This is a genomic window from Paenibacillus sp. Soil750 (genome assembly GCF_001428045.1).
Lineage (GTDB): Bacteria > Bacillota > Bacilli > Paenibacillales > NBRC-103111 > Paenibacillus_E > Paenibacillus_E allorhizoplanae.
On sequence record NZ_LMSD01000008.1, the window covers coordinates 132,814 to 147,976 of the forward strand.

General features: G+C 44.5%; 12 protein-coding genes. All 12 read left to right on the forward strand.

Annotated elements, in window-relative coordinates; genetic code table 11:
• Positions 1-86 precede the first annotated feature (86 nt).
• The 12 genes from ASL11_RS09575 to ASL11_RS09630 all read left to right on the forward strand — a co-directional run bounded on the left by ASL11_RS09575 (position 87) and on the right by ASL11_RS09630 (position 15,151).
• A complete protein-coding gene (locus ASL11_RS09575; protein WP_056612894.1) occupies positions 87-4,277 on the forward strand; it encodes an S-layer homology domain-containing protein in 4,191 nt (1,396 codons plus the stop codon).
• A gap of 112 nt (positions 4,278-4,389) precedes the next feature.
• On the forward strand, positions 4,390-5,097 hold the full coding sequence (locus tag ASL11_RS09580) for an alpha/beta fold hydrolase (RefSeq protein ID WP_056612896.1): 708 nt from the start codon (positions 4,390-4,392) through the stop codon (positions 5,095-5,097).
• Positions 5,097-5,753 (forward strand): M48 family metallopeptidase, encoded by a 657-nt coding sequence (locus ASL11_RS09585; RefSeq protein WP_056612898.1) that lies wholly within the window; start codon positions 5,097-5,099, stop codon positions 5,751-5,753. Before ASL11_RS09580 ends, ASL11_RS09585 begins: the two co-directional genes overlap by 1 nt.
• Positions 5,754-5,895: 142 nt before the next feature.
• Positions 5,896-6,588, forward strand: coding sequence for a phytanoyl-CoA dioxygenase family protein (locus ASL11_RS09590; protein ID WP_056612900.1), 693 nt, complete (start codon positions 5,896-5,898; stop codon positions 6,586-6,588).
• A gap of 34 nt (positions 6,589-6,622) precedes the next feature.
• Positions 6,623-7,468 carry an AraC family transcriptional regulator gene (locus ASL11_RS09595; RefSeq protein WP_056612902.1) on the forward strand — a complete coding sequence of 282 codons (846 nt, stop codon included), beginning with the start codon at positions 6,623-6,625 and terminating at the stop codon, positions 7,466-7,468.
• Between the two features lie 242 nt (positions 7,469-7,710).
• Positions 7,711-8,484 carry an HAD-IIA family hydrolase gene (locus tag ASL11_RS09600; RefSeq protein WP_056612903.1) on the forward strand — a complete coding sequence of 258 codons (774 nt, stop codon included), beginning with the start codon at positions 7,711-7,713 and terminating at the stop codon, positions 8,482-8,484.
• Positions 8,485-8,531: 47 nt separating this feature from the next.
• Complete coding sequence (locus ASL11_RS09605; RefSeq protein ID WP_056612905.1) at positions 8,532-9,089, forward strand: glycerol-3-phosphate responsive antiterminator; 558 nt, start codon at positions 8,532-8,534, stop codon at positions 9,087-9,089.
• 123 nt (positions 9,090-9,212) lie between these two features.
• Positions 9,213-10,886, forward strand: coding sequence for a glycerol-3-phosphate dehydrogenase/oxidase (locus ASL11_RS09610; RefSeq protein WP_056612952.1), 1,674 nt, complete (start codon positions 9,213-9,215; stop codon positions 10,884-10,886).
• Between the two features lie 23 nt (positions 10,887-10,909).
• Complete coding sequence (locus tag ASL11_RS09615) at positions 10,910-11,671, forward strand: MgtC/SapB family protein (protein WP_056612907.1); 762 nt, start codon at positions 10,910-10,912, stop codon at positions 11,669-11,671.
• A 277-nt stretch (positions 11,672-11,948) separates the two neighbouring features.
• Positions 11,949-13,268 (forward strand): ABC transporter substrate-binding protein, encoded by a 1,320-nt coding sequence (locus ASL11_RS09620; protein ID WP_056612909.1) that lies wholly within the window; start codon positions 11,949-11,951, stop codon positions 13,266-13,268.
• Between the two features lie 97 nt (positions 13,269-13,365).
• Positions 13,366-14,310: a carbohydrate ABC transporter permease gene (locus ASL11_RS09625; protein ID WP_056612911.1), complete on the forward strand. Its 945-nt coding sequence runs from the start codon at positions 13,366-13,368 to the stop codon at positions 14,308-14,310.
• A 10-nt stretch (positions 14,311-14,320) separates the two neighbouring features.
• On the forward strand, positions 14,321-15,151 hold the full coding sequence (locus tag ASL11_RS09630; RefSeq protein WP_082595349.1) for a carbohydrate ABC transporter permease: 831 nt from the start codon (positions 14,321-14,323) through the stop codon (positions 15,149-15,151).
• The last annotated feature ends 12 nt before the right edge of the window (positions 15,152-15,163 follow it).

Below are 15,163 nucleotides of genomic sequence, written 5' to 3' on the forward strand. Positions count from 1 at the left end.
TGGTTGGCCTAGATGATTATATCTTTTATGGTATAATCATTTTTGTTATATTACCCTATTACTATTAAAGAGGTGGCTCACTCGTTATGACGTCTTGGAAACCTATTTTCCAAAAGATTAGCCTTGCATTATTTGTAATATTTATTCTCCAAATTAGTTTGCCGACGGTTTCGTATGCGTTTTCAGGTTTTTTTGGTTATTCGGCGCAGGACGGGAAATTACGAGGATACGTCTATGTGAAGGATCCTACTAAGGTAAAGGTGGATGTAATGCAGAATGGATCCGTAACTTCCATTACTTATGATGGAGATAAGGTGAAGGAATCCAATTTTTACAATCCTTACTACTGGTATGATGACCTGAATCAAAAGTTGAAAAATGTGAATATAACGCCCTTTGGCTATATATCCAGCACGGCTCCTACGAAGATTGTTGCGTCGGATGGTCTAACCTCGCAGGAATTTACCAAAGTTGTAGATGTAAACGGGGATGTCCGTTATTTTGGCGATAATACTAGACTTGGGTATTACCGTATTACAGGTAAGCAGTACCTATCGGCTTTAGATGCAAATCATGCGATAGCACCATATAGCGATCTTGTTAGTTTTACGCCTGCTAGTACTGACTCCAATGCTATTCAACTAGATTTACCAAAGGTTGATAATCAATCCGTTATTGATTTTACAAAACTTGCGGTTTCAGATTTTAAACTGCGTGATGACACGACAGGTAATAGTCTGACCATAACCAATATCAATAGAATTTCAGGATATGAGCAACTTGTGCAACATCCAAATATATATTTAAATAGCATCGTCACCCTAGAAACTTCGGAGTTTATGATAAAGGATCATAGCTATACGTTGAGTTTATCTTCTTCAAGTAGTGGGAATGAGTTAAAACTGCCTGTCGAAGGAATATATTCGTTTGATCTTACTCTGGGATATGTAAAAGGGCAATACACCGTTGAAAAGGGCAACGAATACTTCTTCGAAGGTCACAATGCTACTTATTTTGATAATGTCCAGCTCAGAAGTGGTCCGCAGTTAAAGTCGAACGCTGAATATATGGCTGTTGGTCAAGAAATTGATTTTAAACTATTTAATAAGTTTGCTGATGGCTCTTCGGAGGAAGCAACGAACTATGAAATTTTCGCATTAGTTTACTCTAATCCAGCACAGAAGGCTATTTCTTTTGATAGTACGACCAAGAAAATTACAGCCCTTAATCAGGGGGCAGCAACCTTTGCTTTGAAATATAATGGTGCTACTTATGCCTTTACGGTTACGGTTTCTGCTTTAAATGTAGGCGGCGGCGGAGGAGGACCAGTTCTAGTCCCAGGAACAGGAGGGGGAGGTTACTTCCAATTCTCATTTGAAGATCAAGATCTAACACGTGGCCAAATCCATCCAAAGATATCTTGGGCGACTTCTTCGGAACCAAACTATTCCGGCTATGAACTAACCTTTTCTGACATAAATAAAGCGGCAATCGGGCAATCAAGAAGTGTGACAAAGCAAGAAGCCATAAATAATCAATATAAAGTGGATATACCAACTAATACTTTACCGTCAGGTGCTGTATTTGTGAACTTGTTCCCGAAGGATTTATCGGGTCAAATAGGATCAGAAGTATATACTACGCAAATCTATGACAATACATCCAATAGCCCAATCCTACCTGGTGGCAATTCAACAATACCAGCGCCTGTGTTACGGGATGTGTCTTTTAAAGATCAAGATACCAAAATAGGAACCCTAGCGGGAACAATCCTGTGGTATGACGCATCCACGGAACCTTCACCTGCCACGTCCTACAGCCTTTATTTTGTCGACGCCAATAATGCAAAGTTGAAACCTATTGCAGAAATACCGAAAACGAATTTGAGACGAATCTTTCAAGGTGTAGACCTGCCGAGTTACGAAGTCATATTCCCTAGTGGCTATCCGATGCCAAGCGGAGCGCAAAGAATCGGTATTTATGGCAAGAATGAGCAGGGCGAGAGTTCGCAAGGAACTTATTTCGGATTTTGGGATATAACAGCAGGAACATTAGGAAATGATTATTTTGAAGATGCTGATAATCGTGCTGGTCATATCAATGGTACGTTACGTTGGGCGCCGATGCTGAATGAAGCCAATATCGTAAGCTATGTGGTGCAATTCCTTGGCACATTATTTGAACCTCTTGGCACTCCCTTTGCAAAATTGAATAAAGGTCAGCAACAATATAGTGTTTCTATGCAAGGAGATCAAATTCCAGCGAACGCCAAGCTAATTGAACTGCGAGCGCGAAATGCAGACGGACAAGAATTGCTTGTGGGCCGATATACGATTGCCGATAATGTGCTGGGAGAAGTGCCTAGCTCCACATTTGTTGAGCAGCTTCCTGGAATGATTCAAACCCGGAATACCGATCTTGATGGTGAAGCGGGAGAAATTGGAGGAGACGTATATTTCTTTGCTGATTTTTCTACAGTGAATACACCTATTTCACGCTATGATGTTTATTTTACGAATGATCAATTGAAGAAAATCAAACCTATCCTGAGCCTGCCTAGAAATAATGTAGGTGAGTACCACACCAGTATTCCTATGAACACCCAAATACCAGACGGTGCAACGAAGCTTGCGATCTATGGCGTTACGCCAACGGGAGAGAGTCTGCCGACAATCATGAATTTAGAAGATCGGATCTACAGTCATTCTCTCTTGCTTACACAGATTAACATTACAAATAATAAATCAGACAAGGAAGATTCGATTACTATAACGGGGCTGCAAGAGTATGATGTTGTGAGTGTGTACCGTGAAGCGAATTCGATAAATCCATTTTTGACAGGTTCAGTTTTGGGGCAGAACGCTTCTTCCATTACATTCATAGTTCCTCAGCTAGGGACAGAAGCAGGGAGTTTGTATGTTGCGCTTCAGCGCAATAATGGCACTAGAAGCCTCAAAGTGAAAAAAGACTACGATAAGGAACCTGCACCCGCTGGCGGCGGAGGCGGTGGAGGTGGAGGCGGTGGCCCGGCTGAATCATTCAAATGGGACATCGTCAATCAAAATGGTAACATCCGTATTACGTCTAGCGTAGATGCTGTTCAATTGAAAAAACTTGCAGAAGAACAAGCTAAGTCTGGGAATCGGGAGATTACTATTGACGTCAAGACCAACGCAGATGGATATGACTTCCAAATCACGGCAGGTTTATTAGAAGAAGTTACAAGTAAGCAGAAAGACGCTGTATTAGTTTTCAATACAACTGTAGGAACAGCCCGGATTCCTTTTGCTCTACTTCAAGAAGCAGTCGATGCGAATGGTGGAACCGATGCTATGAGCCTTAAGATCAGTGTGGATGGTCTGCGGGTTGCAGAGCAACAAGCGTTGGAGAAAACGATCGCTACTAACGGCGGATCAAGTGTAGGTAAAGCATTATCCTATGAACTCACGCTGATGGATAGTAATAAAACAGTTGCGAACATTGATACGTTTTCCGAGTTTGTGGGGCATGTGATTCTATTGCCGAAAGATTTGAAACTGAATCCTGGCGAAAAGCTTAATGGAGCTGTTTGGGATCCTAGTAGTAACACGCTAATATCTGTCCCAATGAGCATTACTTTGGACAAAGAGGGCAAACCCGCCATCGCAACGCTATGGCGTAAAGGTAACTCGATTTATACCGTGTATAAAGCAAAAAAACAGTTTGCAGATGTGCAAAATGACTATTTTGCCAAAGCAGATATTGAGTCCTTAGCAGCTAGTGGTGTTATCCAAGGGTTCGAAGATGGCTCTTTCCGGGCGGAGGCGAGTGTTACCCGTGCAGAGTTTGCAACACTTCTTGTAAGAGGCCTTGGATTGAAAACAACCAACAGCGCACTTAAAGATTTTACGGATGTGAACGATAAGGATTGGTTTAGTCAGGCTGTCTATACAGCTGTAGGTGCAGGCCTTATCCATGGTTATGAAGATGGCACTTTCCGTCCAACGCAAAGCATTACGCATCAAGAAGCGGTTACGATGATCAGTAATGCGTTGAAATTTATTAATGCTACTACGAAGCTTAATGAATCTGAGCGTACAAAGTACGTGCAGCGTATGAAGGAATTATCTTTGCAAGTAGATGAGTGGGCAAGTGATGCGACAGCATTGGCTTTAAAATTGAATATTTTGAATGTATCGATTGGATTTTCTTTTGGAAAAGATGCGGCAACAACCCGTGGACAAACGGCAGTATTGCTTAATAAGCTACTACAGAATGCGGCTTGGCCAGCAAATTAGTAAAGCTTTAAACAAACACACTTGATATCCAAGTGTGTTTTGTTTGCATTCTGTCTTTATTTCGTAGATCATTATAAAATATCACTCACAAACAACCTACGGAGGTCGACACATGCAAAAGTGGCTCAGAACCACGCTTATTTCACTTCTTTCCCTTATACTTATACTCGCAGTAGCATTTCTAATTTATGCATCTAATTATTATCATGCCGTTGACGTTTCCAAGGACGCCTTGGTAAATGAAAAGACAATCACGACAGATGGAAAGCTCACCATTCTTTCGCCGTCAACGCCGAGCGAGACTGGTTTCATTTTTTATCCTGGCGGGAAGGTTGAGCATATTGCTTATCTACCCATGTTGGAGAAATTACGTCAAAATGGCATCACCTGTGTGCTTGTTGAGATGCCTTTTAACCTTGCGGTTTTGAATAGTAATGCCGCAGATAACGTGTTTGGAAAACTTCCCAAAATCAAAAACTGGTATATCGGTGGACATTCACTAGGCGGAGCAATGGCAAGTAATTATGCTTCTAAACATCAAGAGCAAATCAAGGGGCTTATTTTACTTGGCGCCTATATTTATGGTGACATTCCGCCGGAAAATGCGCTAACCTTGTATGGCTCGCTTGATGGTGTTTTGGACAAATCGAAGATAACCTACAAAGAGAATGTGTTCGTTATCGAAGGTGGCAATCATGCGCAATTTGGAAATTACGGCGCTCAAAAAGGCGATGGAACTGCGACGATCTCAAGTGAACAACAGCAGAAGGAAACCGTTAATCACATAGTTGAATTTATGAAGATGAAAGATAAATCGTGATGAAAATCGAACTCGATAACACAACCATAGACGTAAACGTCCAATATGCCATCCGTAAGAAGCTCTACATCCACATCGATGACACGGGTTTCATCACGGTCAAAGTTCCCAACGACACCAGTCAGGAGCAAATCATTCACGCTGTGCAACAACACAGCAAGTCTATCTTAGACAAGCTAGATGCCATCACCAAAGCACGGCAACCCATCCCCAAAGTCAGAGAATATGAAAACGAAGGCAAGTTCCTGCATCTCGGGAAATATTATTTCCTCCACGAGTTAATTGAAACGAATGGTCTCTCGCAGGAAGAGTTGAAAATCAACCTAAAGAAGTTCTATTTCACGAGCTGCAAGAAGGTCATAGCAGAGCGCATCAAAACCTATCAAACCCAGCTAAAGGTCAAACCCAAGACGATCGAGATCGATGAGTCGAGAACGAAGTGGGGGAGCTGCAGCTCGGACAAAAAGCTAACCTTTAATTACCGTCTAGCCATGGCACCGGTCGATGTGATCGACTACGTCATCGTTCACGAGCTATGCCATCTCATGCATATGAATCATGATCGCTCTTTCTGGCGACGTGTAGGCAGTATAATGCCGGATTTCAAAGAAAAGGAAGCCTTCCTAGCTCGGTACGGCCAAGCGATGACGCTGTAAGCAAGGTCTCACCCAAGGGGGACCTTTTGTCACGCTAAACGAACATCAGATTTGTCCAGATCTCTTATCGGTTTTCTCCATGGTAGGCTAGAAAAGCCAAGTGCTACAATACTACCAAGCACTTACTAAGGGAGTGATACCTGTGAGGAAATTGACGATAGAAGAGAAAAATCACTATGATGAGTTTGGTTATGTGGTAGTTCCAGATCTTTTTCAGAAGGAAGAATTAAGTGGGATGAACGAAGAACTCGATGGGTGCGAAGCACCACCTCAATCTTCGGGGGAGCACGAAGGATTTACGTATCAGCTAGCGATGCTGACGGATAAGACGAAACATTTTGCCCATGACGAACGCATTCTGACCTTAATCGAAGATATTGTGAAACCCGGCATCGCGATCTTCTCTTCCAAGTTGTTGATCAAGCTGCCACACAGTCCATCGGTATGCCACTGGCATCAGGATGATGCCTACTACACGGAGGTTGTGAACAGCGACACTCGGATGTCGATTTGGGTACCGCTGCAGGATACGGATGAGAAGAACGGGTGCCTATGGATCGTTCCTGGCAGTCATAAGCAAGGGCTGCAACCATATAAAGTTCAGAATAATGGCACGTGCCGGAAGGCACTGGATGAAGATCAGGTAGACTTATCCAAAGCTGAACCAGTGCCAATGAAGGCTGGCTCTATCTTGCTTTTCAACGCACTCACCTGGCATTCTTCGAAAGGGAATGAAACGGACCAAGTGAGACGGGCGTTCATTGTATCGTATCAGGAGGCAACGGTGCCAGTCGGGCGAGGGAAACAGCACATTGTTCTACGACCTGTGAGCTAGGTACGGTTCCTTATTTGCAAGGAGTGAGTATGCTGTGTTAAACGCGACCCAACTAGCGGATCATTTTCATAAATCGATGTTTTCGATCGCTTTTGCCGGCAATACGATACTCCCTGCTGGTACGTATCAGGCTCCTTACATTCATAACATTCATTCGATCCATTACATTGTGAGAGGTACGGGTTACTATGTGATGAATAAGGTCAAGTATGAATTGGAAGCGGGCTCCGTGATGCTGTTCGTTCCAGAGACGACGTTCGAATGGTGGATCTCGGATGAAGAAGATGTTGAAATTTACCATATTAGATTCGATTACCACCTGTGTTACAAAGAGAAGCAAGAGTGGGTCATCGCACCCGCAACGAGCTGGCTTGCCCCTCTGCGCGGTAGACTGACGACGGTTCGGCCGGCCGAAATCCGAAGATGTTTTGATATGGTGTTTCAACAATGGAAGGGCTATGATCCAATTTCACAGTATCGCTGTAATTTGGCATTTCGTGAACTGTGGCTCTCTTTGATTCATCAAATCTACGATCAGCAATACAGCAGTGATGCAGACTCTGCTATTGGGTTTACCTGCCAATATATCGCGGATCATTACCAGTCTCCTCTGACGGTGGAGCAGTTGGCTAAGATGGCCGGGCTTAGCGAGGGTTATTACTCCCGACAGTTCAAGCGACTGACTGGCCTCTCACCGAAAGATTACATCATTCGATTGCGAGTGACGAAAGCGAAGGATTTGCTGGCATGTTCCGGATTGACGATGACTTACATTTCCGAGTTAGTCGGGTACGATGACGAGTTTTACTTTAGTCGGGTGTTCAAGCGGATTACCGGAATGACACCTTCATCGTATGCCAAACTATCGAGGAAATTGTGAGGTTAGCGGATTTCCAAATTCGTTTTGATTTGTGTTCAGAAAAAGATGATTGACAATAAGTGTGAAAACGCTTTATAGTTAACGTACAAAGTATGAATATACGGTTGGGCGCGAGTCTAGGAGAAGACCTTATCCGTAATCATATTCTGCCATACAATTGGTGGAATATGTTTACATGGATAAGGTCTTTTTTGCGTTCCTAATTGGATATTGATGATTTCTTACTAGAAGGTGGGACAGATATGGCAAAAGGCTACGTGTTTGATTTGGATGGTACAGTATACCTTGGGGATCGAGCCATTGAAGGGGCGGCTGATGCGATACAAGCATTGCGTTCACGAGGAGACAAGGTCGTATTTTTGTCGAATAAACCAATTGCAACGCGTCAATCTTATGTGGAAAAGTTATCTAAAATGGGAATTCCCGTAACGATCGAAGAGGTGTTGAATTCATCGCAAATCGTTGCTAAATACTTGAATCAGCGTCTCCAGCCAGGTGAGTTAGTTTTCGTTATTGGTGAGGAACCGATTGTAGAGGAACTGTTGGAAAACGGCATCCCACTTACACAGGATAGCGAGCAAGCCCACTATGTGGTGCTTTCATGGGACCGCCAATTCACTTATGACAAATTGAATAATGTGTATCAGGCAGCGATTAGAGGTTCGATCATTATAGCATCTAATCCAGATGCGACCTGTCCACTAGACGGGGGTCAGATTCCGGACACGGGTACATTTATTGCCGCCTTGGAGGTGGCGACGGGCAAGGCGATTGATCTGGTCGTAGGCAAACCGTCCTTAATTGCCGCCGAGGCAGCAGCAGCTCATCTGGGATTGCCTTTCGAAGACTGCTTTATGATCGGAGATCGGCTGGAAACCGATATCAAAATGGCCAATGACGCTGGCATGAAATCCGTGTTGGTGCTGACGGGGGTTGCAACGAAGGAAATGGCGGATAGCTCGCCGAATCGCCCGCTGCATATTATTCCAAGTATCAAAGAGGTCATTCATTTATGATAATTCATGGTATAATGTTCTGACATCGACGAAGGGTGGAATCAAGCGTGTATCCGATTGTTGATTTAGTTGAACATCAAACTATCGCAGCTGTACAAAAGGTCGAAGATATTGAGCTGGCAATTCAAAGTCCGGCGAACATTGTGTTTTTGCTTTTCGGATCCATCTTTACTTTGAAAGAAATGGTAGACCGACTCAAGGATGCAGGCAAGCATGTGTTTATTCACATGGACTTCATTGAAGGCATCGCATCGGACAAGAGCGGTGTCGCATATGCCGCGCAGGTCATCAAGCCGACAGGTGTTATTTCAACGAAGAGCCACTTGATCCGCGGTGCGAAGGAAGCTGGGCTCATGGCCATTCAGCGTATCTTTCTGATTGATCGAAGCGCGGTCCTCCGAGGTATTAAGGCAGCGGAGCAGAGCGGTCCCGATGCAATTGAAGTGATGCCCGGCATCATGCCTCGCATTATTCGCGAAATGACAGATATGACGTCACTTCCTATTATTGCAGGTGGTTTGGTTGGTAATATCAAAGAAATTGAAGAAGCGCTGGAAGCCGGTGCACTTGCTGTATCTGCAGGTTCATCCGGATTGTGGCAATAGGATAAAATAGCTAATTCCAAGTGGGAGAGACCAGGAGAAACCTCTTTGGAAAAGATGCGAGATTTCCGTTCGCATTCTTTTCTATGGAGGTTTTTTTATATTCAGGGGGGAGCAGGTAGGACGATGAGACCGACGTTTTCGGCACAGAGCCGTATCGAGATTTTAAGAAGCATGGCACAGCAGGAATTGGACGTATTAGTCATCGGAGGAGGGATTACTGGAGGAGGGATCGCACTAGATGCGGTCACTCGAGGTATGCGAATCGGCCTTATTGAGAAGAACGACTTCGGTTCTGGAACTAGCAGTCGCTCAACGAAGTTGATCCATGGCGGACTTCGTTATTTGAAGCAAGGCGACGTGAAGCTGGTGCAGGAGGTGGGCAAAGAACGGGCTATTTTATATAAAAATGCTCCGCATCTCGTTATTCCGGCTCCGATGCTTCTTCCCGTGTATAAGGGGGGGACTTATGGCTACCTAGCCTCTTCTATCGGACTGTACATTTATGATTGGCTGGCAGGTGTAGCTCGCAAAGAACGCAGAAAAATGTTGGGGCGCAGTCAGACTGCTCTTCAAGAGCCTTTACTAAAACAAGATGGGCTCAAAGGTGGTGGGCTGTATTTCGAATACCGAACTGACGATGCGCGCTTAACGATCGATATTATGAAAACAGCATATGCACGTGGAGCCCAAATTGTAAATTATGCCGAGGGAACTGAGTTCATTTATCGGGATGGCAAGGTGGTTGGTGTCGAGGTTACTGATCGCATAAACGGGCAAACTTTTCAAATCTATGCGAAGCACATTGTGAACGCTGCTGGGCCATGGGTAGATAAGATGCGTCAAATCGACGGTTCTTTGAAGGGGAAACGTTTGTTTCTGACCAAAGGTGTCCATCTTGTTGTTGATTACACGAAGCTGCCCGTCAAACAAGCGGCTTACTTCGATACGCCAGATGGTCGGATGGTGTTCGTTATTCCTAGGGGGAAGTCGACGTATATCGGAACGACGGACACGGCATTTGAGAAGTCAATAGATAACCCGAGAGCGACGAAAGAGGATCGCGACTATATCATTCGGGCTGTAAATGCGATGTTCCCGAGCATACAACTCACAATCGACGATATTCGTTCTCATTGGGCCGGTCTAAGACCACTCATCTACGAAGAAGGCAAAGGACCTTCCGAATTGTCCAGAAAAGATGAGATCTTCGTTTCGGACAGTGGCTTGATCACGATCGCAGGAGGCAAATTGACCGGATTCCGTAAAATGGCGGAAAAGGTTACCGATCTGGTGGCGCAGCACTTGGAACGTGCAGAGGGCAGGAAAATTCCCGCTTGCAGTACGGACGCTATTACCATTAGCGGCGGTGAGAACAGCGGTGCGTCCAATTACCAAGAATGGAAGAAGGAGATGCTTCGCATTGGAAAGACGCAGGGCGTGGACAGGTCAACGATGCAGGAATGGATCGATACCTATGGGACGAATGCGCTGCAAATACTGGAGTATCTCCCTGTCGCTAAGCAAGTAACCCCCAATCTAGAGCTGCAGTTTGTCCATGCTCAGTTACTGTATGCAATGGAAGCCGAAATGACAGTTACGGCGGTTGATTTCCTGAGACTGCATACAGGCTGGTCGTACTTTCAATTGGAGAAGGCGGAGAAATATGCTGATATTGTCCTTCAAATGTTAAGCACCAGCTTATCTTACAATGCGGATCAGAAGCAGAAGCAGATCGCTATGGTCGAGTCGTTATTCCAATCGATTTACGAATTGCCGGCGAATGATCATGCGATTTAACACCTTGAAAGGAGGTGAAAAGTATGGCCGCTAGCGTGTGGCATATTACTCATTTGGATTTAACGATTCGCATTTTGATGGCAGTAAGTTTGGGTGGACTTGTTGGGCTGGAGAGGGAGTGGAGCAACCACGCAGCTGGCTTACGAACGCATATTTTGGTTTGTATCGGATCCACAGCTATTATGCTGTTATCCATCTATGGCTTCTCCCAGTTCGTTACGGAAGCGAACGTACGCATGGACCCAGCCCGTCTGGCTGCGCAGGTCATTAGCGGGATAGGCTTCCTTGGAGCTGGCACGATTATGAGAACTGGTTCTACGGTATCCGGTCTTACTACGGCGGCTTCGGTTTGGGTCGTTGCAGCCATTGGTCTATGTGTAGGAGCAGGTTTCTATTACTGTGCGGTGCTGGCGACTGTTATGGTTTTGCTGAGCTTATTTGTTCTGAATAAATGGGAAAAGTTTATGATGCGGAACAGGCGAACGCAGGAGGTGGTCATTAAAATCGTCGATAAACCTGGGGTTCTGGGTACGATTGCATCGCAATTTGGCGAGCAAGGGATCCAGGTTGTTAACGTGCAGATGAAGCCTGATGGCCAAATTGAGATATCAGGAGTATCGGAAGGGGTGATGGAGCTTCGTTTTCATTTGAAAAGCGGCTATACGGAGGCGCTGTTGCAAGCGATTGATCGTATTTTGAAATCCAGCCATATTATTTCATTGGAATCCAAGGGGGTACAACTAAGCGGGGGAGCTTCCCGTGTGAATCAAACCTACGCTTTGTAAACGGTTAGGAATACACAAGTTGCTTCTAAATGATAATAAACTTGTTGACATTAACCCTAGAGATATGCCATACTCTCACTAAAGAAAACGCTTTATTTCGTTCAAAACGATTGGGTGCGGAGATCATTGAGACAGCCCAAGAGACGAACGGACCGTGCATAAGTGTGCGGCCCTTCTGTTTCTTGTCTGCTTAATGTTCTCCTTTTTTATGCTTATCTCGTCCACGAATGATACCGATCAATGAAAATTCGCTTTAATCCAGAGAGGGGATTTGTATATGAAAAGTAAAAAATGGTTAACCACACTAGCGACATCATCTTTGTTATTGACAGCATTGACGGCCTGCGGCAGCGGCGGTACAGAGACGACGGGGGAGACAACGGCTGAGGTTCCGCCAGCAGTTGAAGATAACACGCCTGTTACGATTCAATATTGGCATTCCCACGCAGAAGTTCAAATGCCCGCTGTGAATGACATGATCGCGGCATTCCAGAAGAAATATCCGAACATTACGGTAGAAGCTGTGTTCCAGGGAGCTTACGCTGATTTGCAAAAGAAACTTCAGGCAGCCATTGCAGCGAAAGATGTACCAGCTGTGACTAACGTAGAAGTATCTGCGCTTCCGAGCTTTGCAGACAGCGGTGCTTTCGCAGATTTATCCGGGTATATCAAACGGGATAAAGTAGACATGAACGACTTCTCACAAGGTATGGTGCAAGCGTATTCATATGATAAAAAGCAATTCGGCTTCCCGCTAATTGTCAGCACGAGCGTTATGATTTACAACAAAACCATGCTGGATAAGCTCGGCGTGCAACCTCCTCAAAAGTGGTCTGAAATTGAAGAGTTTAACAAGAAAGTAGCCGTTAAAGAAAATGGGAAAACGACTCGTTACGCATTCTCAGTTCCTGGTTGGGATACTTGGTATATGGACCCGTGGATTTCAAATGGCGGAGGCTCGATTCTTAACCCTGAGCATACCAAAACGTTGCTAGATCAGCCAGATAGCATGAGATGGATCCAAAACTTCAACAAATGGTTGAAAGATGGTTCCCTTCATATGGGGTACGGTAAAGGTGCATCGGATACGATGAGACAGATGTTCTTGGATGAGAAGGTAGCTATGGTACAGCATACATCAGCGGTATTGAAAACATACTTGCAGAATGCGAAGTTTGAAGTTGGTGTATCCTTCATTCCTGGTGATAAAGAGCGCAAATCACATATTGGCGGAGCAGGAATTGTCATGATGGAAGGTGCGCAAGCTAAACAGAAGGAAGCTGCTTGGAAGTTCATCAAGTTTATGACAGATGCTGAGCGCAACATCAAGTGGGCTGAAGGAACAGGCTACTTACCAACGCACAAATCGGTACTGAATACCGATGAAGGCAAGCAATATTTTGCTAAGCTACCACAATACAAAGCTGTATTTGATAACTTTGATAACGTTGTAGGACGTCCACAGCACCCAGCTTATCCGGAGTTCAGCAAAAAGTATATGGAAGTCGTAGGTAAGATGATTTTGGAGAATGCAGATCCAGAACCGACGATGAAAGAAGCTGTGAAAGAAATCAATACCATTTTAAGCGAAAGTTAATCCGAAATAATTCGAAATAATTAGCTGTCTCGTCGTGTAGAAAGCTGAGGTTTTCTACACGACAGTTCATTTAAGTAAGTTGAGAGGGGGATACGCCATGAATACGGACAACAAGCCGAGCCAGATTCATCCAGAAGTTGGCGGTATCGTGAGAACACGTTCTCGTTCCCGCCTACTGGAATATTTGAAAGACTTCTCGTTTGCCATACCTGCATTGGTCATCCTGATGGTATTCATCTATTATCCACTAGCTAACTCGTTGTATATAAGCTTTACGAACTGGAATATGACGAAGCCGACGAAGAAGTTCATCGGATTCGATAACTATGAATATTTGTTAACCAGTAAGACCTTCTATAAGGTGCTTCAGGTTACATTCACCTATACGGTAGCGGATGTTTTGTTAACACTTGGCATTGGATTACTGCTCGCCTTGTTATTTAATCACACCTCGCGTACGTTCAATTTCATGCGAGCTATTATTTTCATGCCGCACTATGTATCAATGGTTATCGTCTCAATGATCTTCTTGTGGATTTTCAACGGTCATTACGGTCTGATGAATAACATCATGAAATGGATAGGACTCGAGCCTATTCAATGGCTTACGAATACGAAAACAGCACTGTGGGTGCTGGTTGCCGTTGGGGTATGGAAAGGCGTCGGCTTTACGATGATTATTTTCATCTCCGGTCTAAGAAGTATACCGCTTGAATACTACGAAGCTTCCGGTATCGATGGGGCATCGAAGTGGACGCAATTCTGGAGAATTACGGTACCTCTTCTTTCTCCAACTACATTGTTCCTTGTCATTACCCATTTCATCTCTTCGATGCAAGTGTTCCAGTCCGTTGACGTTATCACGAACGGTGGGCCGCTAGAGTCAACCAAAGCCATGGTGTACTGGATCTATGAAATGGCATTTACGGATTTCAAAACAGGCCGCGCATCAGCCTTAGTTGTGATCTTCTTCATAATTATTATCTTGTTAACCATGGTTCAGATGTATGTGTCTAAGAAGAAAGTTCATTACGAAGGGTAGGTACAAGAACATGACAAAACCGTTGCTCCATACTACCCGTATCGGTATTGCCGTTATCATTACGCTATTGATGTTTTTCCCGATTTATTGGATGCTGATTACCGCTTTAAAAACGCCGGCCGAGCTCCGGATGTCATCTCCGACATTTTGGCCGGATAAGGTGATGTGGGAGAACTTTGCTACCGCATTTAAAGCCATTCCATTTTATCGGTTTACGCTGAATACGGTTATTCAAACTGTGGGGATTGTTTTTCTGCAGATTAATATTGGTCTTATGGCGGCTTACGCTTTTGCGAAGGGAACATTCCCTGGCAGAGATAAGTTATTCGCACTCGTACTCGCTGCGCTTATCGTACCAGAACAGGTTGTATTCGTACCGGTATATGTACTGATGTCGAAGTTGAATTGGATTAATACGTATTACGCGCTTATCATTCCGCATGCTGCATCTGCTTACGGCATATTCCTCCTCCGTCAAATGTTTCGCTCGATTAATAATGATGTGATCGAGGCGGCGAAAGTGGATGGTGCCAATCGGGTTCAGGTGCTGTACAAAATACTAACGCCGATGGCCATGCCTACCGTCTCTACTTTAGCTGTTATCAGCTTTATTAGTAGCTGGAATGCCTATTTCTGGCCGCTCATCATGACGAATTCGAACAAAATGCGCGTGTTAACTGTTGGTATTTCCATGATGCGGGATTCGATCGCTGGGGATGAAGCATTAAATATGCATATCATCATGTCGGCGAGTGTGCTGATAATCTTGCCGATCGTCGTATTGTTTATTTTTGCGCAAAAATATATTGTGGCTGCAATGGCTAATTCCACTTTTAAATAACGTGTTTAATGC

Coding starts and splice junctions, on each gene's coding strand:
- ASL11_RS09600 (WP_056612903.1), top strand. CDS start 7,711: ATGGCAAAAGGCTACGTGTTTGATTTGGATGGTACAGTATACCTTGGG.
- ASL11_RS09630 (WP_082595349.1), top strand. CDS start 14,321: ATGACAAAACCGTTGCTCCATACTACCCGTATCGGTATTGCCGTTATC.
- ASL11_RS09580 (WP_056612896.1), top strand. CDS start 4,390: ATGCAAAAGTGGCTCAGAACCACGCTTATTTCACTTCTTTCCCTTATA.
- ASL11_RS09620 (WP_056612909.1), top strand. CDS start 11,949: ATGAAAAGTAAAAAATGGTTAACCACACTAGCGACATCATCTTTGTTA.
- ASL11_RS09575 (WP_056612894.1), top strand. CDS start 87: ATGACGTCTTGGAAACCTATTTTCCAAAAGATTAGCCTTGCATTATTT.
- ASL11_RS09610 (WP_056612952.1), top strand. CDS start 9,213: ATGAGACCGACGTTTTCGGCACAGAGCCGTATCGAGATTTTAAGAAGC.
- ASL11_RS09625 (WP_056612911.1), top strand. CDS start 13,366: ATGAATACGGACAACAAGCCGAGCCAGATTCATCCAGAAGTTGGCGGT.
- ASL11_RS09585 (WP_056612898.1), top strand. CDS start 5,097: ATGAAAATCGAACTCGATAACACAACCATAGACGTAAACGTCCAATAT.
- ASL11_RS09615 (WP_056612907.1), top strand. CDS start 10,910: ATGGCCGCTAGCGTGTGGCATATTACTCATTTGGATTTAACGATTCGC.